At 61.4% G+C, this 25500-nt stretch carries 21 protein-coding genes; 5 read left to right on the forward strand and 16 right to left on the reverse strand.

Features of this window, described 5'->3' with window-relative positions:
• Nucleotides 1-2: 2 nt before the first annotated feature.
• Nucleotides 3-518 carry an ORF6N domain-containing protein gene (locus R3E77_00510; GenBank protein MEZ5497885.1) on the reverse strand — a complete coding sequence of 172 codons (516 nt, stop codon included), beginning with the start codon at nt 516-518 and terminating at the stop codon, nt 3-5.
• 257 nt (nt 519-775) lie between these two features.
• Between R3E77_00510 and R3E77_00515 the strand changes: the two genes are divergently transcribed.
• Nucleotides 776-1588, forward strand: a complete 813-nt coding sequence (locus R3E77_00515) for a hypothetical protein (GenBank protein MEZ5497886.1) — start codon at nt 776-778, stop codon at nt 1586-1588.
• On the opposite strand, the gene R3E77_00520 is transcribed toward R3E77_00515, so the two are convergent.
• The 7 genes from R3E77_00520 to R3E77_00550 form a co-directional block, all read right to left on the reverse strand.
• Complete coding sequence (locus tag R3E77_00520; protein MEZ5497887.1) at nt 1560-2030, reverse strand: DUF488 domain-containing protein; 471 nt, start codon at nt 2028-2030, stop codon at nt 1560-1562. The two genes, R3E77_00515 and R3E77_00520, sit on opposite strands and share 29 nt — an antisense overlap.
• A gap of 88 nt (nt 2031-2118) precedes the next feature.
• Nucleotides 2119-5307: a type I restriction endonuclease subunit R gene (locus tag R3E77_00525; protein ID MEZ5497888.1), complete on the reverse strand. Its 3189-nt coding sequence runs from the start codon at nt 5305-5307 to the stop codon at nt 2119-2121.
• Between the two features lie 4 nt (nt 5308-5311).
• Nucleotides 5312-7051 carry a DUF2326 domain-containing protein gene (locus R3E77_00530; GenBank protein ID MEZ5497889.1) on the reverse strand — a complete coding sequence of 580 codons (1740 nt, stop codon included), beginning with the start codon at nt 7049-7051 and terminating at the stop codon, nt 5312-5314.
• A complete protein-coding gene (locus tag R3E77_00535) occupies nt 7048-7278 on the reverse strand; it encodes an ABC-three component system middle component 6 (GenBank protein ID MEZ5497890.1) in 231 nt (76 codons plus the stop codon). Before R3E77_00535 ends, R3E77_00530 begins: the two co-directional genes overlap by 4 nt.
• A complete protein-coding gene (locus R3E77_00540) occupies nt 7275-7844 on the reverse strand; it encodes a hypothetical protein (protein ID MEZ5497891.1) in 570 nt (189 codons plus the stop codon). Before R3E77_00540 ends, R3E77_00535 begins: the two co-directional genes overlap by 4 nt.
• 176 nt (nt 7845-8020) lie before the next feature.
• Nucleotides 8021-9247 carry a restriction endonuclease subunit S gene (locus R3E77_00545; protein ID MEZ5497892.1) on the reverse strand — a complete coding sequence of 409 codons (1227 nt, stop codon included), beginning with the start codon at nt 9245-9247 and terminating at the stop codon, nt 8021-8023.
• Complete coding sequence (locus R3E77_00550) at nt 9240-10841, reverse strand: class I SAM-dependent DNA methyltransferase (protein ID MEZ5497893.1); 1602 nt, start codon at nt 10839-10841, stop codon at nt 9240-9242. The genes R3E77_00545 and R3E77_00550 overlap by 8 nt, the downstream gene beginning before the upstream one ends.
• An 81-nt stretch (nt 10842-10922) precedes the next feature.
• Between R3E77_00550 and R3E77_00555 the strand changes: the two genes are divergently transcribed.
• Nucleotides 10923-11528 carry an ORF6N domain-containing protein gene (locus R3E77_00555; protein ID MEZ5497894.1) on the forward strand — a complete coding sequence of 202 codons (606 nt, stop codon included), beginning with the start codon at nt 10923-10925 and terminating at the stop codon, nt 11526-11528.
• Nucleotides 11529-12279: 751 nt separating this feature from the next.
• Here R3E77_00555 and R3E77_00560 read toward each other — a convergent pair.
• Entirely contained in the window at nt 12280-12735 is a 456-nt protein-coding gene (locus R3E77_00560; GenBank protein ID MEZ5497895.1) for a peptidoglycan-binding domain-containing protein, read from the reverse strand.
• Nucleotides 12736-12828: 93 nt separating this feature from the next.
• Nucleotides 12829-13767: a LysR family transcriptional regulator gene (locus tag R3E77_00565; GenBank protein ID MEZ5497896.1), complete on the reverse strand. Its 939-nt coding sequence runs from the start codon at nt 13765-13767 to the stop codon at nt 12829-12831.
• 100 nt (nt 13768-13867) lie between these two features.
• Here R3E77_00565 and R3E77_00570 point away from each other — a divergent pair, with 100 nt between their 5' ends.
• The gene (locus tag R3E77_00570) at nt 13868-14152 is read left to right on the forward strand and encodes a DUF4242 domain-containing protein (protein MEZ5497897.1); all 285 of its coding nucleotides are present in this window, start codon (nt 13868-13870) and stop codon (nt 14150-14152) included.
• Between the two features lie 78 nt (nt 14153-14230).
• Nucleotides 14231-14803, forward strand: coding sequence for a hypothetical protein (locus R3E77_00575; GenBank protein MEZ5497898.1), 573 nt, complete (start codon nt 14231-14233; stop codon nt 14801-14803).
• A gap of 81 nt (nt 14804-14884) precedes the next feature.
• Here R3E77_00575 and R3E77_00580 read toward each other — a convergent pair whose 3' ends face one another.
• Genes R3E77_00580 through R3E77_00595 form a run of 4 tightly spaced genes read right to left on the reverse strand, consistent with a single transcriptional unit; the run spans nt 14885 to nt 21256 of the window.
• Nucleotides 14885-16126 (reverse strand): M20 family metallo-hydrolase, encoded by a 1242-nt coding sequence (locus R3E77_00580; protein MEZ5497899.1) that lies wholly within the window; start codon nt 16124-16126, stop codon nt 14885-14887.
• Nucleotides 16123-16848 (reverse strand): TetR/AcrR family transcriptional regulator, encoded by a 726-nt coding sequence (locus R3E77_00585; protein ID MEZ5497900.1) that lies wholly within the window; start codon nt 16846-16848, stop codon nt 16123-16125. The genes R3E77_00580 and R3E77_00585 overlap by 4 nt, the downstream gene beginning before the upstream one ends.
• A gap of 10 nt (nt 16849-16858) precedes the next feature.
• Entirely contained in the window at nt 16859-19135 is a 2277-nt protein-coding gene (locus tag R3E77_00590) for a TonB-dependent receptor (protein ID MEZ5497901.1), read from the reverse strand.
• A gap of 33 nt (nt 19136-19168) precedes the next feature.
• Complete coding sequence (locus R3E77_00595) at nt 19169-21256, reverse strand: hydantoinase/oxoprolinase family protein (protein ID MEZ5497902.1); 2088 nt, start codon at nt 21254-21256, stop codon at nt 19169-19171.
• Between the two features lie 103 nt (nt 21257-21359).
• On the opposite strand from R3E77_00595, the gene R3E77_00600 reads away from it, so the two are divergent.
• Nucleotides 21360-23147, forward strand: coding sequence for a hydantoinase B/oxoprolinase family protein (locus R3E77_00600; protein ID MEZ5497903.1), 1788 nt, complete (start codon nt 21360-21362; stop codon nt 23145-23147).
• Here R3E77_00600 and R3E77_00605 read toward each other — a convergent pair.
• Entirely contained in the window at nt 23130-24461 is a 1332-nt protein-coding gene (locus R3E77_00605; protein MEZ5497904.1) for a cytosine permease, read from the reverse strand. The two genes, R3E77_00600 and R3E77_00605, sit on opposite strands and share 18 nt — an antisense overlap.
• Before the next feature lie 299 nt (nt 24462-24760).
• Nucleotides 24761-25489, reverse strand: a complete 729-nt coding sequence (locus R3E77_00610) for a hypothetical protein (GenBank protein MEZ5497905.1) — start codon at nt 25487-25489, stop codon at nt 24761-24763.
• Nucleotides 25490-25500 lie beyond the last annotated feature (11 nt).

A 25500-nucleotide genomic window follows, 5' to 3' on the forward strand; every position in this document is an offset into this window, starting at 1 on the left:
CATCACTGCCGGGCCGGACGGGGACCCGACAGCGCGAGGATGGCCTCGAACACCTGGTCGAACTGCTTGCGCGTCTCGGCATCGAGGGTATCGACGCGGGATTTCAACGCGGCCACTTCCCGCGCCAGCGTTGCGTTCACGAGGAGTGACTCGCGCATCTTCACGAAGGCACGGACCACGAACACGCTCATCTGTACTGCTCGCGGGCTGTTGAGCACGGCGGCGGCCATGATGGCGCCGTGCTCGGTATATCCCATAGGCGCGTACTTCACGTTTCGGCCTCTGCCAGTCTTCAAGGTCACAATCTGTGACCTTGAACGCGTAACCTCCTGATTTGTAAGCGCGAGCAGGAAATCGTCGGGGAACCTGTTGCGGTTGCGTCGGACCGCCTGATTGAGAGCCTTCGTGGCGACCCCATACAGCTCGGCAAGATCTGCATCCAGCAAGACACGCTTGCCGCGCACCACCAAAATACGTGCCGCCACCTCAGCTAGCGGTTCGAGATCCTCTTTGCCCATGTGGACATCGTGGCAGTGCGGGCAGTCCACGTCGCTTTGAGATTCTGGCGAGACCGCCAAGAAACTCCCCGTGTCGCGCGGGCCCAGGCAACACAACCCTGCTCGACTCTATTGTTACGCCAACAGCGGGCCATGGCGCGCTCCCAAGTCCTCGAAAAGTACTGACGTTGCAGACACACCAAGCTGGAAGAATCTGATCGATCCTGTCGAATTCCGGTCCCGCCGTTGGTGTCGAAGTGTGATTCACTGACAGGACCATGGCTCTCCATTTCCAGCGCACGCGCCTACTCGTGCTCTGCAAGACCTACCCCTCTCCCAGTGCCGGGTATGTCGAAACCTCCTGTGTGGCCGCGATGACCGAGGAGGGTCGCCTGATCCGTCTCTACCCCGTGCCATTCCGTTTGCTGGAGGAGACGGCTCAGTTCAGGAAGTGGCAATGGATCGAAGCCGACATTGCGAAGGCGACTGACGACCATCGACCCGAGAGCTACAGACTCCGCGCAGATACGCTTCGATGCACTGATGAACCCATCTCCCCGCGCAACGACTGGTCAGATCGGCGCTTCTGGTTGGAGAGGCTTCCCATCTACAGATCGTTCAAAGATCTCGATCAGGCGCGAGTCGAGAAGAAGGTGACTCTGGGGATGTTGAGTGGACAGCACGTCGAGTCTCTGCAGATCGCGCCGACGAGAAATCCGGAGTGGACGGCAGACGAGCTGGCCAAGCTCTCTCAGGCCCAGCGCGACCTGTTTTCCGACAACGAAGGCCGAGCGTTGAGGGAACTTCGCAAACTTCCCTTCGACTTTCACTATCGATATCGGCCGATCGATGTGCCCAATGCGATCGCAAGCACGCACAAAATTGTCGATTGGGAGGCCGGTGCGCTGTTCTGGAATCTTCAGCGCAGTCATCCCGAGAACTGGGAATCCCCGTTCCGGCAGAAGTTCGAGCAGGAACTACCAACGAGGGATCTTATGTTCCTGATGGGAACCATTCATCGATTCCCGGACCAGTGGCTAATCGTCAGCGTGATCTACCCGCCTAAGCAGCGCGCCCTGAGGCTTCTCTAACCACTCCCTCAGCCGTGATATGGCTGACACCCGCACCCACCTCCGCGGCAACCGCGCGAGCGACGAATGTCCGGTGGCATCGGTTGAAATCCGCTTCGTAGCAGAGCAAGGCCGTGCGTTGCGTCTTTGACACCGCCGCCAGGTCTTGAATGGCCGACTGCTGCTGACCCAGATGCTTCATGAAGGCCCGTGTGTAGCGCACCCAGTCTCCGTCTTCCCGGTAGGCATCGCGAACCGGCTTGGGGCATCCCAAGGCCCGAATATGGCAGTAGGCAATGCCGGCGCGTTCCAGTGCTGCGGAAAGGGCCGATTTAGAGAACCCCGGCTTGCGCGATATGGGAGCTTCTCGGACATCCACTACCAGACGCACATCTCTTGCACGCAGCTCTGCCAGGAACTCGTCCAGCGTGCGGCCTTCGTAGCTGGCGGTAAATACGGTCACGGGCCGAAGTATGCCATCGACTGCGCGCCTGCGGTAAGGCAGCGTTGCCGATTCCGACCTACGATTTGTCTACGCTATAGAGGGCTATTCACCCACCCATCGCCCAATCCGCGCACAGCAACTCAGCCTGCGCCAGCACCGTCTTCACAGCATCTTCCTGTAGATCCGGCGGATATCCATATTTATTCAGAATCCGCTTAACCATCACCTTGATCTTCGCTCGCGCGCTCTCGCGCAGCGTCCAGTCGATGGTTACGCTCTTGCGCACCTGGGTGATGAGCTCCGCAGCGATCACCTTCAGCTTGTCGTCCCCCATCGCTGTCAGGGCAGACTCGTTGGCGGCCAGGGCGTCATAGAACGCCTTCTCATCCTCCGTCAGCCCCATCTCCTGCCCCGCCTTGGTGGCGGCGTCGAGATCCTTGGCGAGCTTGATCAGCTCCTCAATCACCTGCAGCGTAGAGATCGCACGGTTGTGATACCCGTTGAGGGTCTTCTTCAGCTTCTCGCTGAACACCTGGCTCTGCACCAGATTACGCTTCGAGCGGACCTTCAGTTCATCCCTGAGCAGCTTTTCCAGCAGCTCGGCTGCGACATTCTTGTGCTTGAGCCCGCGCACCTCGGACAGGAATTGGTCACTGAGAATGCTGATATCCGGCCTGGCGAGGCCAGCGGCGGTAAAGACGTCGATCACCTCCCCATCGGTGGTAATCGCACTGCTCACCAGCTGTCGAATTGCCGCGTCAATCTGCTCCGGGCTCCGACCACTGGCGCCGCTGCGCTTGTTCAACACCGCCTGCAGCGCCTGGAAGTACGACACGTCATCCCGAATCTTCGTAGCCTCGTCGCTGGAAGCGCACAGGGCGAAGGCGCTGGAAAGCTCCATCACTACCTGCACCCAGCGCTGTTTGCCGTCTTCCTGCGCGAGGATGTGCTCCTGCCCGGCAGGCAGCAACGCGAGGCGTTCCGACGGCTTGCCGGTGGTCCACTTGTCCCAATTAAATCCGTGCAGCATGTCGCAGGCGATGCCGTGCTTCTCCAGCATCACGGCGACGGCCTGGGCTTCATCCAGCGTCGGGCTGCCGTGGCCGCCGCTCTCGGTATAGGTGGCCAGCGCCTGCTTCAGCTGATCGGCGAGGCCGAGGTAATCCACCACCAGGCCGCCGGGTTTGTTCTTGAACACGCGGTTCACGCGGGCGATGGCCTGCATCAGGCCGTGGCCCTGCATGGGCTTGTCGGCATACATGGTGTGCAGGCAGGGGGCGTCGAAGCCGGTCAGCCACATGTCGCGCACGATCACGATGCGGAATGGGTCTTTGGCGTCCTTGAAGCGGTTGGCGAGCTTGCGGCGCTTCTCCTTGTTGCGGATGTGCGGCTGCCAGTCGGGGCCGTCGTCGGCGCTGCCGGTCATCACCACCTTCACCACGCAGGCCTTGCCCTTCTCGGCCTCCGCGTCGTCGTCCTTTGCGCTGGCCCAGTCGGGGCGCAGGGCGATGATGGCGTTGTAGAGATCCACCGCAATGCGGCGGCTCATGCAGACGATCATCGCCTTGCCGTCCATCGCCTCCCAGCGCTTCTCGAAATGCGCCACCATGTCGGCGGCCACCAGCGCGATGCGCTTCGGGTCGCCCACCAGCGCCTCCAGCGCGGCCCACTTGGACTTGAGCTTCTCCTTCTTCGTCAGCTCCTCGCCTTCGGTGATCTCCTCGAACTCCGCGTCGAGCGTCGGCAGCTCGGCGGCGTTCAGGCTGAGCTTGGAGATGCGGCTCTCGTAGTAGATCGGCACCGTGGACTTGTCGGCGACGGCGCGCTGGATGTCGTAGATGGAGATGTAGTCGCCGAACACCGCCCGCGTGTTCGCGTCCGTCTTCTCGATGGGCGTGCCGGTGAAGCCGATATACGAGGCATTCGGCAGGGCATCGCGCAGGTTGCTGGCGAAGCCGTAGGACATCTTGCCGGTCTTCTCGTTGACCTTACCGCCGAACCCGTACTGGCTGCGATGCGCCTCATCGGCGATGACGACGATGTTCGGCCGCGTACTCAACGCGGACATGGTCTCGCCGCTTTCGGGCATGAACTTGTGGATGGTGGTGAACACCACGCCACCACTGGCCCGGTTCAGCAGTTCGCGCAACTGCTCGCGGCTGCTGGCCTGCACGGGAACCTGGCCCAGCATGTCCGCGCAGCGCTGGAACTGGCCGAAGAGCTGATCGTCGAGATCGTTGCGATCGGTCAGTACCACCAGCGTCGGATTCTGCATCGCCGGATGCCGCACCACGCGCGCGGCGTAGAAGAGCATGGAGAAGCTCTTGCCCGAGCCCTGCGTGTGCCAGACCACGCCGGCACGGCGGTCGCCCGGCTTGCCGCCGTGCATCCGGCCCGCCCAGTAGGTGCCCGAGTCTTCGCGCACTGCCATGCCGCTGGCGCGCACCGTCTCCTCCACCGCCGCGTTCACCGCATGGAACTGGTGGTAGCCCGCGATGATCTTGTGCAGCGCGCCCGAGTCCGGGTCTTCCTCGAAGACAATGAAGTGCTGCAGCAGGTCGAGGAAGCGCCGTTGGTCGAAAACGCCGCGTACCAGCACGTCCAGCTCCAGCGCGGTCTTCGGTGCGTCGCCGTCACCATCGATGGTGCGCCAGACCTTGAACCACTCCTGGTTCGCGGTGAGCGAACCCATGCGGGCGTACGTGCCATCGCTCACCACCAGCGCGGCGTTGTAGTGCAGCAGCGAGGGGATCTCTGCCTTGTAGGTCTGCAACTGCCGGTAGGCTGCCCAGATGTCCGCGTCCTCGTCCGCCGCGTTCTTCAGCTCGATCAGGCCCAGCGGCAACCCGTTGAGAAAGACCACGATGTCCGGGCAGCGGTTGTGCTGCCCCTCGATCACCGCGAACTGATTCACTGCGTACCAGTCGTTGGCCTGCACTTCGGTGAAGTCGACCAGTCTTACGTTGTCGCCGGCGATGCCGCCGTCGGGCCGTGGATATTCCACGGACACACCATTGCGCAAGAAGCTGTGGAAGCCTTTATTTGTCTGAGTGAGCGAGGGTGTCGTGACCCTTAGCACCTTTCGCAGCGCGTCCTCCCGGGCCTCCTCGGGAATGGAGCCATTGAGTCGCCGGATCGCGTCTCGCAGACGACCCACCAGAACGACCTCACCAAACGAATCCCGCTCTGCCGTTGGTTCGCCGGGCGCGATGTGCGGGCCGTGGGCAATCGTGTAGCCCAGCTCATTGAACCATTCGAGGGCAGCATCTTCGACAATGGATTCGTTGAGGCTCATGGACTCAGAAACGGAGACCTAGAAGTGAGCCGCTGACTGTCGCATCGGTCAGCGTTGCCCTAACAAACGCCCGAAGATTGAAGTCTTCCGAAAATTCAGCCCAAGGAACCTCGTCGGAATTGAGGGTGCAAATGTATTGGAACCCACGTGACTCCGCCTCTTTCGCCGCAACCTCTAGCGCCAACGCCCGCTGCCGTTCATCAACGCCATCAAAGATCGCGCTGTCGTGAACTAGGATCTTCGGTGAGGGAGATTTCTCCGCCCATAGAGACGCGATAGTCATGTCGTAGCAGAACACTTTCATGTTTCCGACGCCGCTGCTGCCCGACCTCTCGATTTCGACATCAAACTTGAACCCTGTTGCAGCGACATCGATAGCCAATCGCCCCGGCACGTTGTAAAGGCGCTCAGTAAAGGCATTGAATAGCTCGATGGCTTTTTCCCAAATCCCATGGCGTTCGTCATAGTCCCGTCGTGCCTTCTGCTGCAGGACTTCCTGATCAATCTTCAATTGGCTCAAGCCCGTCTCACAGGCTTTCAAGTTGTCGATTGATGAAGTGACTGAGTTGAGTTCGTTGACTGTATCCAGGTGGCGCTTTTGAATTAGATTGTATTCTTCGAGGGCTCCATGGGTTTGCAACACCGCCATCACAGCCGCCCGCTCGTTACTCTTTTCCTTGATTATGTGTTCACGGCTCACCATGTCTCGCTTTAGCCGCGACACTTCTGCCGCGAGAAACCGGCGGCGATTCTCGATGATGTCATGATGGAACGCCTGCACTTCTTCAATTCGGCGCAATGTCACTCCAGGCAGTGACACGCCAGCCTCAGCGTATAGCTTCTCGATGGCGTTCGGTACCGGAACGCTTCCCTCACTGAGTGCCTTCTCGTAAAGGGACAGCATTCGCTGATCCACGGCGTTCTTGTTCGAAGCCTCATGGATCTCGCCCGTCAGATGATTCGCCTGTGTTCGGATCTCAGTGTATTGGGGGTGGACCCTAAAAGAAGTCAAGTCCGCAGCTTCGGCATCGACTTTCTTTTGGAGTCTCACTCGTCTGGCCTCCAGATCTCCAAGGGACCCGACGAAGCCTTTTACCACGCCAGCACTTGCCGCCTTTTTCAGGCTTTCTAGTCCCTTTTTTCGGTCCTTGAACAGTTGAAGCTCCGAAGCATCCGCCCACGCCAGTCCAAGCAGAAAGGCATTGTGGACCTGCTTATCCCACTCAGCTTGCTTCCTGTGGTGCTCGAAAGGCGTCGAGAATGCATCCTTTCCACGCCTGATGCTGTAGGAGATTAGGCTGCGGAAAGTTGGCTGATATTTGCCCTCCGTGTCGAGCGGCAGCCTGTAAAGAAGGTTTCCCAGGAGCGCGTTCCAGTCGCGAAGACCAAAACCGGATTCCCCGTTCTTCTTCTTCGGCTTAATGGGAAAGTCGCTCGTCTCGCCATCGACGAAAACATTGTTTGGATCATCAACGCAACGCGTGACCGAAAGCGTTTGTCCGTCGACTTCGAAGTCCAGCGTAAACTCCCATCCCTTTAACGCATCGACAAGTAACCCCTTGCCTCTTGAGGATTTCGCGCCAAGGCAAAAGTGAATAATCTCGATCAGCGTCGATTTTCCGAGGCCGTTGCGAGAATCGCGCTTTGTGGACTCCTGCATCCGGTCCGCCCAAACGACATTGAACCCTGCGCTGAACTCGACAGTCTTAAACGACGGATGATTTGCTGAAAGCTTTTTAATCATGGGAGTTCACGCTTAACGATAAGGCCATTGAGCGTGTCGATCGCGCCGATGGCATAGAGAAAATCGAGGACGAGAACGAATCGGCCATACGTTCCAATCTCAGGGGCGTGCTTAGCGTGGTCCCAGATGGCCGTGGGGGTTAGCGGTGCTTCCAAAAGTGAGAGAAGCGCTGCCCCGGCTCCAAGCAGCGACCGATCTAGAGGAACGTGCTTGGTGGGCAGAATCATTTCTCGAACACGTCACACTTTTCGAAGAGGTACACAAGCACAGCCAACCCGGCAGACCGTTGAGATTGCCCCTTCAATCCGCGCTGAGAGAACTCGCACATCAGATCGAAAAGCTCGTCTCCACGTTGCCCTTCTCGTCGCAGGCGAAAATACTCCTCGAGGAAGCCTGCTTTCAGTCTTTCGGGGTACTCTGGATCGATCAACGACTCGTTCTGAACGAATTCTCCTACTAGCCGCGCCACGCTGAGGCCCATCGTAATTGTCACCCGGCTTCCGTTAGTCAAGTCATTACGGCCAATCTTCTCTTCGGGAGCGACCAGAGAAAGGTCAGCCGAATCAGCATCAGGCTGATACTTGTTTACCCATACTGTCGCTAGCTGAAGCTCAGGGAATCCAATCTGTGCGAAAGCAGCGTTCAGTCCTTCTCGAACATTTGCCTCATGCTCTACCTTGAGCCGGTGCAGCGCCTCGATGGTGAAGTGGGCTTCTTGTTTGTCGATTTGCGTATGATGATCGCCGCACAAATAGATCAAATTGCTGTAGTGGTTTCTTTGTTCGTCCGTCATTGACGCATCGAATCGAGCGGCTTTGGGTTGCTCACCGGCAATGTGGGCGGCCTCACCAAGGATTACAGGATCCCCACCAGTAGGAGCATCAATAGTAAGTTGACGCGGGCAGCCAGGGAATGCGCACCGATCACCACTACGGAAAGCTAAGAGAAGCTTTGTTGGGTATGACGCGCTCATTTGAATACTTCTGTTGCAACGCCCAACTCACCGCTCAGCAGCTTCGGCAGCAGCGTGTCGCGCAGGGTGGCGAGGGTGCGGGATTGGTGGAGGTTGGCGGTGATTTGGGATGCAAGGGGCCGTGCGGCTCTCTCGAATGCGATTACTAGTTCATGAGGCGGAAGCACGCATTTCACACCTGCCAATAGTTTCGTTGTCAGACTTCCGCGTGAGCTATGGGAATCGGAAAGCTGGCGGAACTCTTCGTAGCGGCGCGCCAAGTCGAAGAAAAGAAAAAGATCTGACGACACCTCCGGATTTGAAGCTAGTGCAACGACCGACTGGTTAATGTAGCTCTCAAATGTCAGAAGCGAGGTCTGTCCGCGTGTGTGCCCTTGTCCGGCTCCCGCGATGACAGTGCAGCCTGCTCGCGCAACCCGTGCGCTAGAATTCTCAACCCCTGCTTTCGTGATCGTCTTCTCGGTATCAATGATGAATGTGCTTCGCGTCTCGCCCGAGGAGAGCCACGGAATATTACCGCCCCAATAGGTAGCTTCCTTTGTGCTGGGCGTGCCCCCACTGAAAATCGCCTGACAGGTTTCGTCGATGGTAGTGACGCGCCAACCCGCTGGAATGTGGCCCAGTTCGGAGTCTTGGAAATATGCAGGAAAGAGCGCGGCGGTGGCAGGATCGAGGGCTGTGGGGTGGCGGCCATCGAGCTTGGCGCGGACGGGGTCGAAGTCAACGAACCAGCTCAGGAACATCGCCCGCGCCATCGCCTCCAACGTCGCGTTCATCCGCTGGTTTAGTTCGATCTTGTCGTCCAGCGCCCCAAGCACCGCTGCGATGGCTTTTTGCTCGACGAGGGGGGGGATTTCGAGATTCCGAACGTAGACGGCCGATCGCGTTGTGGAAGGTATCGGCGAGCCGTCGTCGATCTCTCCGAGCTTGTGATATTTGATGGCGTAGTAGAGCCATCGGATGTCAATCTCAGACTTCGGTACAACGTAATAGGCCGTATCGATAACGAAGAACGGTGCGGGTGAATATTCGACTCCCCGGTAGGCGCCCTTCCGACCAAGGATTACCCCTGGACCCGGAGCGAGTGCGCTGTCTGTCCAACCAATTGGGCCATTGCTGCCGTATACGCGATATCGCCCATTTGTCTCGTCATAGTCGCGTAGAGACTTGCCGTATTCCAGCGAGATTTCTTGGCCCCATGTGCTGATGCGCCAGTCACCCACCTATGCACAGCCTCTCTAGGTTGGCTTTGATGGATTGTTCCAGCGCCGCGGACTCAGCGAACTGGGCGTGCAGTTCGGCGATAAGCCGTGGCATCTTTTTCTCAAACATTTCGCCGTCGTCCTCGACTTGTTCTGCTCCGACGTACCGACCGGGCGTAAGAACGTAGCCGTGCGCGACGATTTCGGTGGTGGACGCGGACTTACAGAAGCCAGGGACATCTTCGTATGGATGCGCGTCTCCTGCTCTCCGCCAGTGATGGTAAGTGTTGGCAATTTTCTGGAGGTCTTCGTCTGTCAGCTCGCGGTGGACGCGATCAATGAGGGTGCCAAGTTTGCGGGCGTCGATAAATAGAGTTTGCTTGCGGCGTTCGCGGAAGCCTCGTTTGGCGTCGGCGGCTTTGTTTTTTGCTAGGAACCATGCACAGACAGGAATCTGCGTGCTGTAAAACAGCTGACCAGGCAATGCGACCATGCAGTCCACTAGATCTGCCTCGATGATCGCGCGACGAATCTCCCCCTCTCCAGACTGATTCGATGACATGCTGCCGTTGGCCAACACGAACCCCGCATACGCATTCGGCGCGAGGTGATGAATAAAGTGCTGCACCCATGCAAAGTTGGCATTGCCCTTGGGCGGAACGCCGAACTGCCAGCGCACGTCGTCGTCCTTTCGGAACCAGTCGGAGTCGTTGAACGGCGGGTTGGCCAGCACATAGTCGGCGCGCAGGTCTGGATGCAGGTCGCGGCGGAAGGTGTCGGCGTGCTCGGGCCCGAAGTCCGCCTCGATGCCGCGCAGCGCGAGGTTCATCACCGCGAGGCGGCGGGTGGTGGCGTTGCTCTCCTGGCCGTAGATGCTGATGTCGCCCAGTTTGCCGCCGTGGGATTCGACGAACTTCTCCGACTGCACGAACATGCCGCCGGAGCCGCAGGCGGGGTCGTAGATGCGGCCCTTGTAGGGGGCGAGCATCTCGACCAGGCAGCGCACCACGCAACTCGGCGTGTAGAACTGCCCGCCGTTCTTGCCCTCGGCACTGGCGAAGCGGGTGAGGAAATACTCGTACACGCGGCCGAGCAGATCGATGGAGCGGTGCCCTTTCTTGTTGGACGAGCTCTCGCCTTCGCTGGCGGCCGTCAGTTCAATGGTGGCGATGACGTCGATGAGTTCGCCGAGGCGCTGCTTGTCGAGGCCGGGGCGGGCGTAGTCCTTGGGCAGCACGCCCTTGAGGCGCGGGTTGTCGCGCTCGATGGCGACCATGGCGTCGTCCACGATCTTGCCGATGGTGGGCTGGCGGGCAGCGGCCTGCAGGTGCGACCAGCGGGCCTCGGCGGGCACCCAGAAGACGTTCTCGGCTTTGTATTCGTCCGGGTCTTCGGGGTTGGCGCCGGCGTAATCGCCCTTAGCCGAGACGAGCTTGGCGCGGTGTTCCTCGAAGGTGTCGGAGATGTACTTGAGGAAGATCAGGCCAAGGACGACGTGCTTGTACTCCGCCGCGTCCATGTTGTTGCGGAGCTTGTCGGCGGTGAGCCAGAGCTTGGCTTCGAAGCCGAGGGAGGCGGTGGATTTGGGTTTGGTTCTGGCGGATTTGCGGGGCATGAGCGCTTAGTGGGTGTTTCCGGGTAAAGGAGATCGATTGTCGACATTTCCGGGGGAGCCCGCGAGCGCAGACTCCGGAACATGACCGACTTGCCGGATGTCGACGCCATCGAGGGCACGATCCACGTGGTCCGCGCCCGGCGGGTGATGCTGGATGCGGATCTGGCCCGGCTGTATGGCGTGAAGACCGAAAGGCTGAATGAGCAGGTACGCAGGAATCAGAATCGCTTTCCCGCGGACTTCATGTTTCAACTCACGGCAGCGGAGTGGCACGGTGGGAACCTGTTGCAAATTGCAACAGGTTTGCAGCGCACCATCGATGCTCCGAACCGCCCGCAATTTGCGGGAGGTTCCCAGCGGCATCGCGATCCTGCGCGCCCTCCGCTTGCCTTCACCGAGCACGGCTGCCTGATGGCAGCCAATGTGCTGCGATCGGGTCGCGCGGTAGAGGTCAGCGTTCTTGTCGTAAGGGCGTTTGTGCGCATGCGCTCGGCCGTTGCGGCGAATACTGCACTTGCCGCTACCGTGGACAAGCTGGCGCGGCAGGTTGAGCAGCATGGCGGCAAGCTGGCCACGCATGACGAGGCCATCCTGAAGCTTCTGGCTGAAATCCGCCGGCTCACCCGGTTTCCCGAAACCCCCCGTCGGGGCATCGGCTTTACGGCCGAGTGGTCCGAGCGCGAGTAGCGATGTGGTGGCGCGAGTCGTCCTGGTCACCCCTGATCCCTGGCAATGGCCTGCCCCTGTATTTTTTGTCGGTGGGGCGCTTGGGACTGTGCGCGAGAACTCGTTGCACATCAAGGCAATAGTGCCAAACCCGGGATGTCGAGGCACTGTGTGCTTGTGGCTGTGGCTGGGTTGTCGCGCTGGATCCGCTCCCGTGTCCGCCGGGAGACACCGCCGTTTGCCAGCGCTGCAGCTTTCGTTAACCTATAAAAATCAGTTAGTTGCGGCTCCCGCCAGGCTACAGCCTGGTATTACCGCCATACCACCAGGTCATACCCTGGCTTTCGAACTCAATCCGTCGCAAACCCGTGGCAGTTGACCCACATGTGCGAAAAAGACCTTCTCAAACTTGAACAATTTGATCGCGCGTCGGCCAACTACCGAGACCACACCCAGATCGTCGCGGTGTTTTGCCAACCACGTTGCCGCGGAAAATTGGCAATACGAAATAGATTTTGACCTATGAACTTGCATGCCTCGACAGCATGATGTCGGCACTCATTCAGCGCTGTATGTCAGGAACGGCATCTGGAAGGAAAGTGGCCTGAATGTGTGCGCAGACGCCGCTGTAGTTACAGATGCGGCGCACCAGGACTAGTCGGACAAGTCGCTCTCATGAGGAGCGAGTTATGCTCGACGGCCTCGCGGCGTCCAGATTCCGGTCAGGTTAGGCAAGCGACTGCGCGCCAGCCAATTTGGCCAACGGGCGCCTCTACTCCAGAGGCTCAGAGAGATTGGTCACGAAGGCATCTGTGACACCATTGGGACCAGGTACCGAACAATCGCCATTAGGGCGTATGCAGACCCTGTACACTTTTTCGGCGACAGCCGTTGGCTTGTAACAACCCCCGGTTGCGCGCATCTCGAACGAAATCTGAAACCCGCCTTGGCTGCCGTCGAACGGTTTGGCCATCTTCGCTGAGCAAGGCGAGAACAGCTGTGCCTCGAGTTCAGCGTCATGCTCTCCGGTCACGGGCAGCGACACCACCCTTTGAAAATTGCGAATCGCCCTGGCGGTGCCCTTACCCATGACACCATCCGCTGCGCCCGCGTCATAGCCCAGCGCATTGAGGCGCGCTTGCACGTCGGCGAGACGTTTGGTTGGCGCTTCGGCGGTCGCGATACTCGCGGAAAGCATGCCTATCAATAGCCAGCCACTCTTTTTCATTGTGGTCCCCCTGGCAAATCTGCAGAAGATGTCGTGACGTGGAGCATACCACGCAGGCCAGCCCGTCACGCCAGACGGATCCTCTGCAGTAAATCAGTGCCGCTTGCGTGCGCCAAATCGGTTGAGCCACGTACGCGTCGCGGCGGCCTCGTCCAGCACCCATTGCTGGAAAGCCCGCAGCTGCGGCCAGGCCATTTTCCGGCGCGGAGTTCGCATCTGGAATGCGAAGCGCGTCCACGCGCCGGTCGCACGTGCGAAGGGCAGGGCCAAACGCCGATTCCCGATCTGTTCGCGCAGCAGGGCAATTCCGCAGAGCAGCACACCTGCATCGGAGTCCACCGCAGCGATCGCCGGCGTCAAGCGCTGGAAACGCATCCCGCGCGCGGGCTCCGTGCGCTTGAGGCGCTGCGTCTCGAACCACGTGGGCCAACGCAGGGCCGCCGGATCATCGCGGTAGACGTCCACATGCAACAACGGAAACCCCTCAAGGCGGATGCGACGCGGCATCTTTGCGATGCGACGCGCATTAGCAGGCGAAGTGACCGGCAATACGAAATCCCGAAACAGCACCGCGCTACCCTCCGCGCCAGTCTCTGGGCCGAAGTAGATTTCGCAATCCGCGCGGTCGCTGCGATAGGGGACATCGCCCTCGCCATTGATGCAGAACGCGAGGTGGGGATGATCGCGTTTGAACCGCGCGAGCCTGGGTGTGAGCCAAAGCTCTGCGAGATCACGATCAGCTGCTACGTGAATCTGGTCCCTTCGCTGCAGATTCAGTTTTTGCGCCGCCAATTCGAGTTCCTGAAAGCCTCTCCGCAGCGGCTCGACGGCGCCCTCGAGCGCTGGTGTGATGTGCAATCCAGCGCGGCCCCGCAGGATGAGATCGATGCCGAGATAATCCTCGAGCGCCTTGATCCGCTGCCCGACGGCCGCGGGCGTGATGGCAAGCGCTGCCGCTGCGCGCTGCAGGGACCCGAGTCGTACCGCCGTTTCCAGGGCCTGCAGCGAGCGCAGATGGGACAGGGCGGTCATTCCACCTATACTAAATATTTTCTTTAACCTCGAAAAGAAGTTTTAGCTTTCCTGTCCGGAACGGTTCGCCAACACTGTTGCCGAGCGAAAGGAGTCTGTGATGAATCAGTTGAAGCGGTATCTGGTCGAGCGGCAGATCACGGGCATCGGGGGCATGTCGATCGTGGAACTCTGCGGCGCCGCGCGCGCTTCGAACCATGCCATCGATCGCATGCATCCGGAAATCCAGTGGCAGCACAGCTATGTGGCGGCTGACCGAACGTTCTGCGTCTACCTTGCCACCAGCGAGGAAGCCATACGTAAGCACGCGGAACTCGCGGGCATCCCGGTCACCCGTATCACCGAGATCCCCCGTGTCATCGACCCGCTAACCGCCAACAACTGATACATCCCGCGCCGTCCTCTCGCTCCTTGCCTACGGGCATTCCATATCTGAATCCCCAAACCTGGAGTACACAACGAGATGAACACAAGGACAGTCAAAACACTACGAGCGCCCCTGGCCGGCACCAGCCTCGTGCTGGCCTACGCCATGTTGCTGTCGAACCCGACCACCGTCGTCGCTGACGGCAGGCATCAGGACCAACCCGGCGTGCTGGTCGAGAAAGTTCGACAGGCGACGGCGGGATACCGCGACATCAACTATGCGACCCAGCAGGAGGGCTGGGTTCAGGCCACGCCTTGCGTCAGCGGCCCGGATCGCGGCGCGATGGGCGTGCATCTTGTGCAACCTGCAAGGCTGGGCGACGGCGCCGTCAATGCCAACGAGCCGGAGGCTCTCATCTACGAGCCTCAACCCGATGGCCGCATGCGCCTCGTGGGTGTCGAATACATCGTATTCGCCGATGCCTGGGCCGCCGCGCATCCCGATGGCTCGACGCCCTCGGTCGACGGGCACCTGATGCACCTTATCGGCGCGCCCAACCGATATGGGTTACCTGCATTCTACGAGTTGCACGTCTGGGCCTGGCGCGGCAATCCGCTCGGGAGCTTCGCCAACTACAACACGCGAGTGACTTGCGACCATCAAGGCTGAGCGCCCGACACATCAGTACGATCCGCGCGATTGCCGGCGCCCGTCCGTAACGGTAACGGCCGGGCGCCGGTCCATGAACCCTCAAGTACACCCCGCCCGCCGCAACATCGCATGCAACAGCGTATTGGCACCCGCCGCGAGGTGTTCCGGCAGGGCACTCTCCGCCTCGTTGTGGCTCAAGCCCCCTTTGCAGGGCACGAAGATCATCGCGGTCGGCGCCACGCGCGCGACATTCATGGCGTCGTGACCGGCGCCGCTCAGCATATCCATGTGCGAATAGCCGCAGCGGTCCGCTGCATGGCGCACGCAGGCGATGATGTCCGGCGCGAAATCGACCGGCGCCTTGTCGATCGTGCGCTCGAATTGCACCGAAAGACCGCCTTGCGCCGCGACGTCACGCATCGCTCGTTGCATTTGCTGGTCCAGGTCGTCGAGCGTCGCCGCGTCGGGATGTCGCAGATCGCAGTTGAACACGACCCGCCCCGGTATCGTCGCGCCCGAGTTCGGTTCAACCTGCAGTTTACCGACAGTCAGGCGCGCAAACTGGTCGCGCGCGCGCGCGATGCGATTGAGCGCGACGATCATTTCCGAAGCGGCAACCAGCGCGTCTTTGCGCAGATGCATGGGCGTCGTGCCCGCGTGTCCGTCCATGCCTTCGACCGTGACCGTGCTCCAGCGTATGCCCTGCACGCGCGTCACGACACCGATCACGCGCTGCTCGGCTTCGAGTATCGGTCCCTGCTCGATATGCGCCTCCACGAAGCAATCGAATCGGCGCTCACCGGGTGCCTCATCGCCGAGGAATCCATGGCGGCGCAGGTCTTCGCCGACCGTCGTGCCATCGGTCGTACGCGCGGCATGTATGGTCGCGACCGGCACCGATCCGGCGAACGCCGATGATCCGCCGAGCGGCGGTCCGAAGCGCACGCCTTCTTCATTGGTCCAAACGACGACATCGATGGGCGCACGCGTTTCGACACCGGCATCGTTGAGTGCGCGCACCACTTCGAGTCCGGCGAGCACGCCATAGATGCCGTCGAATTTGCCGGCATGCGGTTGTGTATCGAGATGGCTGCCGGTTGCGACCGCCGCGCGGGTTGCGTCGCGACCACGCCGGCGTGCAAAAACATTGCCGACCTGATCAAAACTGACATCGCAGCCTGCATCGCGGCACCAGCGTATGAACAATTCGCGGCCGGCCTTGTCCTCCGCGCTGAGTGCAGTGCGACAACAGCCGCCGTTCGGCAGTGCGCCGATGCGCGCCATGTCCATATGCGTCTGCCAAAGCCGCGTTTCGTTGACCCTGACGTCTGTTGTCTTCATGTCTTTCGGCGCCGTTGCGGCGGCGCAATCAGCCGCTGTCCGGAAGCACGCAGCTGCGCGCGAGGCGGGTCCTCGAGAAAAATCGCACGGTACCACATCACGGCAAGTGCATCGGCGAGTTCATCGGGCCGGCCAGCGAGTTGCACGAGATCGGCCGTATGGCGAATCAGCGCCTGGTAGATGACGCCTTCGGTCATCGCGCCCAGCATGAATGCCGCGCGTCGGGCCCGCGCGCGGTCATAGCCGGCATCGCGCGTGAGGAAGCGCGCAACCTCGAGGTTCCAGCGATGGGCATTGCGCTTCCAGATCTCATCGAACTCCTCGTAATCGCCGGCCAGTCCGAACAGGCAGGCGAGCATGCCGGGGTTGGCTGCGAACTTGGTGGTGACGTTGCGCAGGGTCGCGACGATCCAGGCATAAGGGTGCGCGGCTTTGACCGGCTGCGCCGCTGACGCATGCAGTTCCGCGAAGAAGTCCTCCGCGAGCTCGCCGACGATTTCCCTGAGGTCATGGAAGTAGCGATAGAACAAACCGGTCGCAACGCCGGCACGCGCCGCCACATCCTGTACACGCAACGACGGGTAACCCTGTTCGTTCAGGACTTCGCGGGCGGCTTTCTTCAGGAACTCCCGGCTGCGCAGCCCGCGCGCCTTGAGCAATTCGCGCGGTCGTACCGAGAGGCGCTTCTCGGTACGACCCGCGCCGGACTTGCGAGCGGGCATCGAAGGCAGATCAGAACTTGTATTCGAACTCGACGCCCCAGGTGCGCGGTTGCCCGACCACGATTTCCGAGAACCCGAGCGCGAGCGCCAGATCCTGCGCCGCAGAGCGATACTCCTCGCCGGTCAGGTTGCGCACCCAGGCGGCTACCTGCCACGGACCTTCCGGTCGCAGCAACGTGACCCGCGCATTCGCCAGGAAATAGCCATCCTCCTCGAGATACTTGCGATTGTTGGGCTCGAGGAAATGGCGACCGACATGGTTGAAATCGGTCTGCAGCGCGAGTGCCAGCTGATCGCCCACCGGGAACTGGTAACGCAGCCGGCCGTTGAAGGTGAGCTTCGGCGCGTTTGGAATCTCATTGCCCTGAATGGTGGCATCGGGACTGCCGTCGAGCTGCGCCAGTACGACATTGGTCTTGACGATCTCGCTGTCGAGCACGCTGACACCGGCGCCGATGGTGAGCCCACTCACCGGTGCCCAGTCGAGCGTTGCATCGAGACCCTTGATCTCCACATCGCCGGCATTCTGCAGTCGCGCGCTTGCCTCCGTGGCACGCACGAAGGTCGCCTGGAAGCCCTTGTAGTCGTAGAAGAAAGCGCTGGTGTTGAAGCGCAGCCGCGCATCGCTCGACGACAGCTTCGCCCCGATCTCGTAGGCGCGCAGCGTTTCGGCATCATACGGCTCGAGTGCTTCCTGCGAGAAAATCACCGCCGAGGAATAGCCACCGCTACGAAACGCTTCGCTGATGCTGGCATAGAGCATGGCGTCGTCGTTGGCGTGATACTTCAACACCGCCTGGAAATCCGTTTTGCTCTTCGAGACGCTGGTCGGGAAATCGAGTGGGCCGCCCGCACCCGGATCGCCTGCCGGCAGCGGCAGCTGCGATAGCCGCGGCGCACCGCTCGCATAGGCCTCTGCGAGGTTCGCGAAGGTGCCGACGAAGGTGGCGCCCGTCCAGTCGCGCTTCTCATCGGTGAAGCGCAGGCCGCCAGTGAATTCGAATTTCTCAGCGAACGGGATGGTCAATTGCCCGAACACGGCCCAGCTTCGGGTACTCTGCGTCGCACCGTTGCTGGTCGGAATCGCGAGCGCCGACAGATCGATGGTCTGGAACCAGTCGACATCGGTCTTGCCGTAGTTCACGCCGACGATCCACGGCAGCTTGTAGCTATCCTCTGACGCGAGGCGCACTTCCTGGGAATAGCTCTTGACGTCATTGAACGTGAAGTTGTCGGCCGAAACGCTTGGCGAAGCGTCGATGTCCTGCGACTGACGCTTGGAAAAATCAGCATAGCCGCTGATCGAAGTCAGCTTCGCGCTGCCGATGTTCCAGTTGATGGTGAGCGTCGCATCATTCGACTCGAGCTTCAGCATCGGATCGACGTCCGCCGCGCCGTCATAGAAATTGCCATCGGTATCCGAGTAGCCGAGAAAATCGAAGCACTGGGTCGGATCGACCGTGCCGGCGATGACCGGTGCGCACACCGCGCCCGTGGCTGTGCGCGTACCCACCTGCTGCAGCAACGGTTGCTCCGATTCGGAGTCGCCGTAGTTGTACACGAAACGTACGTCCACTGCCTCGCTCGGGTTGTAGCGCAGCTGCGCGCGCAGGGTTTTCGAGTCGACCTTGCCGAGTTCATTTCCGGTGAAACGGTTGAACGAGTAGCCCGAGCTGCTCGACGAATTGACGACATTGGCCGAGAGGCGGCCGGACAGCGTATCCGTCAGTGGTCCGCTGATGGCGCCGGTGAAGGTCGCGGTCTCGTAGCTGCCGTAGCCGATGCGCGCAAAGCCTTCCGGCTCCCGGGTCGGCGCGGCCGTGATGAAGTTGACGGCGCCGCCGGTGCTGTTGCGACCGTAGAGCGTGCCCTGCGGGCCGCGCAGCACTTCGACACGTGCGATGTCGTAGATAGCGAAATTCAGCATGTCGGGCGTTGGCTGGAAAACCTCATCGACATAGACGCCAACCGAGGGGTCGACCGTGCCCGTGAAGTCGTTGATACCAACGCCGCGCATGTAGAAGCCGACGGTGGCGAGACCGTTCGGACCGTACTTGGTCAGCAGGCCCGGTGTCTGGCCCGCGAGATCGCGGGGTTCGTCGATCTTGAGCTCCTGCAGGTCCGAGGCGGAGAAGACCGTGGTCGAACTCGCGACATCCTGCACGCTCTCGGCGCGCCGCGTTGCCGTAACGACGACCTCCTGCAAGCCGCTGCTCTCGTCCGCCCCGTAGCTGACCGGTGCGGCCAGTGCGAGGACCAGCAAACCACAAAGGAATTTCGATGTCATGACTACTCCCCGTTTGGCCAAGCCAACCTGCGATTAATGAGCGCGGCCCGCGCGCGGTAGCGAAATGATGATTGCGCCGCTGTCGTGCACCTGGGCCACGCAGCGCGGCGGTACGACAGTGGTGGAATCGGTCTGCAAGACAATGGCCGGTCCGTCGAAACGGCATCCGGCCGGCAGTTTGTTGCGATCATAGAAAGTGGTGTCGAATTCGCCGAGCACGCCGCCGTCGCGGAAGACCACGGCGGCGCTTCGCAACCGGGCTTCGGCGAGCGAGCCGGCCGCGGGCTTCGCCGGCGCGCCGATCTTCGGCACGCTCGCGATCGCGCTCAGGCGCAGGTTCACCAGCTCGATGGGCGATTGCTCGAAGTGGTGACCATACTCCTGCGTATGCAACCTGTGGAAATCCGCAAGCGCGGCCGCCATCGACGCATCGTCGATCTGTCCGGCCGGCAGCGACAGTCGAAGTTCGTAGCCCTGGCCCACATAGCGTGCATCGGCGGAGCGCTCGTAGTTCGCCTCACCCGGATCGATACCCTCGGAGGCGAGCTGGGCACGCAGACTGGCTTCCATGGAATCGAGGTCGGATGTGAGCTGCGCGGCGTCAATATGGGTCGACACGGCGAACGAAGTGCGCACCATGTCGTATTTGAGATCGGTGGTCAGCAGGCCAATGGCGGAGGTGATGCCGGGGTGGGGCGGCACGATCACTTCGGGAATGCCGAGCATCTGCGCCACTTCGGCGCCGTGCAGGGGCCCCGCGCCGCCGGCGGCGACGAGCGCGTACTCGCGCGGGTCGATGCCCTTCTGCACGGTGCGTGCGCGGATCGCATTGGCCATGTTGGCATTGAGGATGGTGACGATGCCTTCCGCCGCCTCGCGCAGCGGCAGGCCGACGCGTTCTGCGAGCGCCTGCACGGCAGTGCGCGCCGCGCCGGCATCGAGCGCCATGTCGCCACCGAGGAAACTCTTCACATCGAGCCGGCCGAGCACGATGTTGGCGTCGGTCACGGTCGCATCCGTGCCGCCCTGACCATAGGCCGCCGGACCGGGGACCGCGCCCGCGCTTTGCGGACCGACGCGGAAAGCGCCACCGGCATCGAGGTAGGCAATGGAGCCGCCGCCCGCGCCGATGGTATGCAGGTCGATCATCGGCACCAGGATCGGGTAGTCGGCGACATAGGTGTCGCGCGCCGATGCTTCGCCGAAACGACCGTCAGTCACCACACCGATATCGGCGCTCGTGCCGCCAATGTCGAGCGTGATGACATTGCGCCGGCCTGCCAGCTCGCCCACCCAGGCGCCGCCCAGCACGCCCGCCGCGAGCCCCGACATCAGGGTATAGACGGGCAGCTCCACGATGGCTCGCGAGGGTGCAACACCCCCGTTCGAGCGCATGATATGCACCTCACCCTTGAACCCCTCGCCGGCAAGTCCCTTGGCCAGACGGCCCACGTAGTCACGTACCAGCGGACCGATGAAGGCATTCATGGCCGTCGTGGTAAAGCGCTCGAATTCGCGAAACTGCGGCGAGACTTCGTGCGAGCAGGTTACGAAAAGATCCGGGCACTCATCCTGGACGATGGCCTTGGCGCGCTTCTCGTGCGATGGATTCACGAACGAAAACAGGAAACAGATGGCCACTGCCTTGACGCCCGCGTCGCGCAGTTCGCGGGCGGCCTGCCGGACCTGTTCCTCGGCCAGCGGCACGACAACCTCGCCGTTTGGCACGCTGATTCGCTCGTCGACCACCTTGCGATAGCGGCGCTGCACGAGCGGCCGATCCTGCCAGGGAATGCTCTGCTGGATGGAGTAGTGATGTGGCCGCTGATGCCGGCCGATGTGCACGATGTCGCGAAAACCCCTGGTGGTGATCATGCCGGCGCGGCTGCCGCGATGCGTCAGCGCCGCATTGGTGGCGACCGTGGTGCCGTGGTAGATGTGCTGCACGGCGCCCACGGCGACGTCGGCCGAGCCGCAGATCTCCTTGACTCCGCGCATCACGGCACGGGATGGGTCATCCGGCGTGCTCGGCAGCTTGTGGGTGAGCGTGCGGTTGCGCTCCGTGTCCGTGAAGACCACGTCCGTGAAAGTGCCACCGACATCGACGCCTATCAACAACATGCCCTGACCTCAGCCCGTCCGATTCGAGCGAAAGGGTTGACTTTGCTTGTAGCATAACTGAATCTGGCGTCAACTTCATTTTCTTCCTGACGCCGGACGCACCATGAGCACCGAGCCATCGCAATCTGCCGCGACGCAACGCGTCGATCCGGTGACCGCCAGCATCATCCAGGGCGCCCTCGAGAACATCGCGATCGAAATGGGCTACAAGCTCATGCGCATGGCGTACTCGAGCATCATTCGTGAGTCGGAGGACTTCGGCGCCGCGATCTGCGATGCGCGCGGACGGCAATTGTGCGAGTGTTCCAAGAGCACACCATTGCAGTCGGGTCCTATTCCGGGCTATGTGCGCGGGATCCTGCGCGAGATCGCCGCGCGCGGCGAACAGATCCGCCCAGGCGATGTCATTATCCACAACGATTCGTACAACGGCGCATCGCATAGTCCCGACATCGGGTTTTGCGTGCCGATCTTCGTGGGCGAGAAGCTGATCGGATTCTCCGTTACGACGGCGCATCACCTGGACATCGGCTCAAGTCAACCCGGGAGCGTCGGCGTCGTCGTATGCGCAGACAGCTATGCCGAGGGCATACGGCTGCGCGCGCTCAAGGTCTACGACCAGGGCAAGAGGAACGAAATGCTCTGGCAGATGATTCGCGACAACGTCCGGGTCGCGGATCTCGTCATGGGCGACATGGACGCACAGATCGCCGCCTGCCACGTCGGTGCAAAGCGCGTCCTCGACCTCGTCAATCGCTATGGCCTCGATACGCTCGAGAATGCAGCCCTGGACTTGTTCGACTATTCCGAACGCATGATGCGCGCGCAGATTGCCGCGCTGCCGGACGGCACCTATACCGCAACCGGCCACGTCGACGGCTTTCTCGGCAGCGACGATCCGGCGCTGAAGAACCTTCCCGTCGTCATCACAGTGACCGTAGCGGGATCGGATCTGACCATCGACCTCACCGGCACGGCGCCGCAGGTCGCGGGCCACGCCATCAACATGCCGTTCGAAGGCACGGTGGATGTCGCACTCTGGCTAACCCTGCGCTCAATACTTCTTGATACCGAGACCTTCGGCAATGTGCCGCAGAACGACGGCCTTTACCGGCCGGTCAAGATCATCGCCCCGCGCGGCTGCATCGCGAATCCGGTATTTCCCGCGCCAACCATTGCGCGTTTCGCGCCCGGCAATGTCGTGGCCGATACGCTCATGAAGGCACTCGCACCCGCGGTCCCCGAGCGCGTGTCGGCGGGCGTCGCCAACCTCAAGGCAGTAACGTTCTCCGGATTTCGCGGCGACCAGCAATGGGTGCACATCGAGATTTTCGAGGGCAGCTATGGCGGACGCTTTGGCAAGGACGGGCTCGACAGCGTCGACACGCTCTACGCCAATACGCGCAACAACCCCATCGAGGACATCGAGAGCCATGTGCCACTGCGCGTAACCCGCTACGAACTGCGCGAGGACACCGTGGGGGCCGGCCAGTGGCGCGGTGGTCTCAATTCCATCAAGGAGGTCGAATTCCTGACCGACGGCGTGATCAGCGTCGAAGGCGACGGCCATGCCAACGCGCCCTGGGGCTTCAAGGGCGGAGCGCATGGACACACATCCTCGCTCCAGCTCATCAGCGGCACGGCCGCGCCCGTGGAATTGCCCTCGATGCTGGCGTCGGTCAATGTTCGAAAAGGCGATCGCATCCGCGCAGTCGGCGGCATCGGGGGTGGATATGGCGACCCGCATGCGAGGCGCGTCGAGCAGGTACGGGACGACGTGCTCGACGGCTATCTGGGCCCGGCCGCGGCAGCTCGTGATTTTGCTGTTGCGATCAGCGCCGACGGCACGGTCGACACGGCGCGAACTGCTGCCCTACGCGCGGGTCGTTAGCCGATAGAGCAACAGATAGAGAATGAATCCCGCTGGCACGCCCAGGAGCCACGACGTCGACAGAAACCAGATCATGGTGATGATCCCGGGCAGGAAGATCGCAATCACACCGGCGGGATTGAAGCCCCCGCGATACCAGTAAGGGCTCGCCGCGCCCTCGACATAGAGCGTATCGACAGCGAGCCTGCGCTGCCGGATGACGAAATAATCGGCGAGCATCACTCCGAGCACCGGCCCGAACAGGGCGGAGTAATAAAGAATAAACCCGAAGAACGCCTGCTGGTTCGCCATGATCAGCCAGGGCATCGACAACGTGCCGAGAAATCCGGTAACCAATACGCCGCTGTGCCACTTGAGCTTGAAGGTGTTCATGAAAATGAGCGCGGGCGGCAGTACGTTGATCGTGAGGTTGGTCGTGATCTGCGCGAGCAGCACGAACGCAAGCAGCAGGATCATGACCATTGGATTCGGGCTGAGCTTGATCAGCGCCTGCACCGGATCCCAGATGCCAAGCGCGGCGCCCGCGATGATGCCGAGCGAGAGCATGAAGAACCACGGCGGCAGGACGCCGAACAGGTGCCCGAACCAGTTCGCTGCCTGCGACTTCTGCAGATGGCGGGTCATGTCGCTGATGTTGAGCATCACGGTCGCGAGTACGCCGATCGCACCGGCGAGTGCGACCCAGAAAGGCGTGCCCCAGCTGCCGGCCGCGCGCCAGGATTCCTGAATCGTAAATCCATACGTGCCGATGATGTCGGACATCATGTAGATCATGACCGCCGCAATCACCACCGAGGACACGGCGTTGAACCACTTCATTGTGCGTATGCCGCGCCAGGCGAGCGCCGTCTGCAGCGCCTGCAAAGCCAGGAAATAGACATATTTGGCTGCCGGCGCCGTGAAGCCTGTGAGTGCCTGCAGAATTCCATCGAGCGACAGCGCCGCAATCCAGGTGCCGATGCCGTACCACACGATCGCAGGAGCCGCACGCAGGAACTCGACGATGGTCGAGCCCCGCAGGCCGAAGCCCATGCGTGCCTGGATGGAATAGGGGATGCCGTACTTGAGTCCGGCCTGACCGTTCAATGAGAACATGACCACGAACAGCACGACCGCAATCACCATCACGGTGAGCGCCTGTGCAAGATTCAGCTGACCAATCGGCGGCAGGAATCCCTGCCCGAGCGCAAAGGCCTGAATGACGATCAGCGAGGACCACCACATCAATACATAGGACAGTCCGGTGAAAACCCGCGCCTCGCCAGTCGGACGCAGGCTGTCGGCCTGCGATTCATTGGCCGTGGTCACGCTCATGGAACCCCCACGATTCTTATTAGATTGTGACCAGAGCATCGGCGCTCGCCTTGAAAAGGTCAAGCAGTGGTTCGCGGCCGTCCATCACACGCAAGTCGGCGCGCCGGTCTGCATTGCGCATGGCTTTCAAGGCGAACTGCTACAATTCCAAAATGCCCAGGACGACTGAAACGCATCCGTCCGACCAAGCGCACGACGGTTCGCTGATCGAATGGTTCCTGAGTCTCTCTCCAACACAAAGGCTCGCGGAGCTCGAGTCGCGACTCGATTTCTTCACTGCGGCGGCATCGCCGCGGCAATTACGGGCGCTGCTGCCGCGGCGGCTGCGTACCGCGGCCACCCGCTCCCGCGCGGCCACCGCCACGCGCCGGTGCGCCCTCGGCGCCTGCCTTGCGCGCCGCTTCGATGGCGGCCATGCGTTCCTCGGCAGACAGAGTTTTCAGAACGCGCTCCGGCAGCATGTGGCTTCGTTGCACGCCGATGCTGATTCGATGGCCGATGGGCGAGGGCGTTAGCGACGCGCTATAGCCCACCTGGCACCAGCCGCTGGTTGACGGCTTCAGGGGTTCGAATGTGAGCGCGATTGCCGACTGCGCGGGCGAGAAACGACAGCCGCTCGAGTAATACTTGGGGCCGGAAAAGCGCGCGCAAAGCGCTCGGGCCGTATCCACCGGTGAGCTCGTAGCTGCATAGATGTAGCCGATGCCCGATGGCTTGGGGCCGTTTGCGGTGATCAAGCGTGTCACGGTCAAACGGCCGAGCGGGCCGTCCGGATCGGCCTGGGCGGCAAGCATGTCATCGGTCGCGCGATCCTTGTCGAAAATGATCACGTCCTGGTTCCTCGCGGGTGCGAGGCTGCGCGAGAGATCGTGCCAACCGCGCGGGCCAAACACCGCGGCCACCTCCGCGTGGCTACTGGCGATCGTGAGACCTTCGACCTCAAAGCCGCAGAGATCGGCGCCGGCCTTGTCCGCCGCCGCCGAGACCGTCACAGCCAGTGCGCCAAACACCGCCATCCATCTGCTCATCGTCGCTCCTT

The organism is Steroidobacteraceae bacterium (assembly GCA_041395505.1).
Classification (GTDB): domain Bacteria; phylum Pseudomonadota; class Gammaproteobacteria; order Steroidobacterales; family Steroidobacteraceae; genus JAWLAG01.

Bases quoted from the DNA above. Each gene is read 5' to 3' on its own strand.
- R3E77_00510 (MEZ5497885.1), bottom strand. From the start codon at position 518: ATGGGCAAAGAGGATCTCGAACCGCTAGCTGAGGTGGCGGCACGTATT.
- R3E77_00515 (MEZ5497886.1), top strand. From the start codon at position 776: ATGGCTCTCCATTTCCAGCGCACGCGCCTACTCGTGCTCTGCAAGACC.
- R3E77_00525 (MEZ5497888.1), bottom strand. From the start codon at position 5,307: ATGAGCCTCAACGAATCCATTGTCGAAGATGCTGCCCTCGAATGGTTC.
- R3E77_00530 (MEZ5497889.1), bottom strand. From the start codon at position 7,051: ATGATTAAAAAGCTTTCAGCAAATCATCCGTCGTTTAAGACTGTCGAG.
- R3E77_00535 (MEZ5497890.1), bottom strand. From the start codon at position 7,278: ATGATTCTGCCCACCAAGCACGTTCCTCTAGATCGGTCGCTGCTTGGA.
- R3E77_00540 (MEZ5497891.1), bottom strand. From the start codon at position 7,844: ATGACGGACGAACAAAGAAACCACTACAGCAATTTGATCTATTTGTGC.
- R3E77_00550 (MEZ5497893.1), bottom strand. From the start codon at position 10,841: ATGCCCCGCAAATCCGCCAGAACCAAACCCAAATCCACCGCCTCCCTC.
- R3E77_00555 (MEZ5497894.1), top strand. From the start codon at position 10,923: ATGACCGACTTGCCGGATGTCGACGCCATCGAGGGCACGATCCACGTG.
- R3E77_00560 (MEZ5497895.1), bottom strand. From the start codon at position 12,735: ATGAAAAAGAGTGGCTGGCTATTGATAGGCATGCTTTCCGCGAGTATC.
- R3E77_00565 (MEZ5497896.1), bottom strand. From the start codon at position 13,767: ATGACCGCCCTGTCCCATCTGCGCTCGCTGCAGGCCCTGGAAACGGCG.
- R3E77_00570 (MEZ5497897.1), top strand. From the start codon at position 13,868: ATGAATCAGTTGAAGCGGTATCTGGTCGAGCGGCAGATCACGGGCATC.
- R3E77_00575 (MEZ5497898.1), top strand. From the start codon at position 14,231: ATGAACACAAGGACAGTCAAAACACTACGAGCGCCCCTGGCCGGCACC.
- R3E77_00580 (MEZ5497899.1), bottom strand. From the start codon at position 16,126: ATGAAGACAACAGACGTCAGGGTCAACGAAACGCGGCTTTGGCAGACG.
- R3E77_00585 (MEZ5497900.1), bottom strand. From the start codon at position 16,848: ATGCCCGCTCGCAAGTCCGGCGCGGGTCGTACCGAGAAGCGCCTCTCG.
- R3E77_00590 (MEZ5497901.1), bottom strand. From the start codon at position 19,135: ATGACATCGAAATTCCTTTGTGGTTTGCTGGTCCTCGCACTGGCCGCA.
- R3E77_00595 (MEZ5497902.1), bottom strand. From the start codon at position 21,256: ATGTTGTTGATAGGCGTCGATGTCGGTGGCACTTTCACGGACGTGGTC.
- R3E77_00600 (MEZ5497903.1), top strand. From the start codon at position 21,360: ATGAGCACCGAGCCATCGCAATCTGCCGCGACGCAACGCGTCGATCCG.
- R3E77_00605 (MEZ5497904.1), bottom strand. From the start codon at position 24,461: ATGAGCGTGACCACGGCCAATGAATCGCAGGCCGACAGCCTGCGTCCG.
- R3E77_00610 (MEZ5497905.1), bottom strand. From the start codon at position 25,489: ATGAGCAGATGGATGGCGGTGTTTGGCGCACTGGCTGTGACGGTCTCG.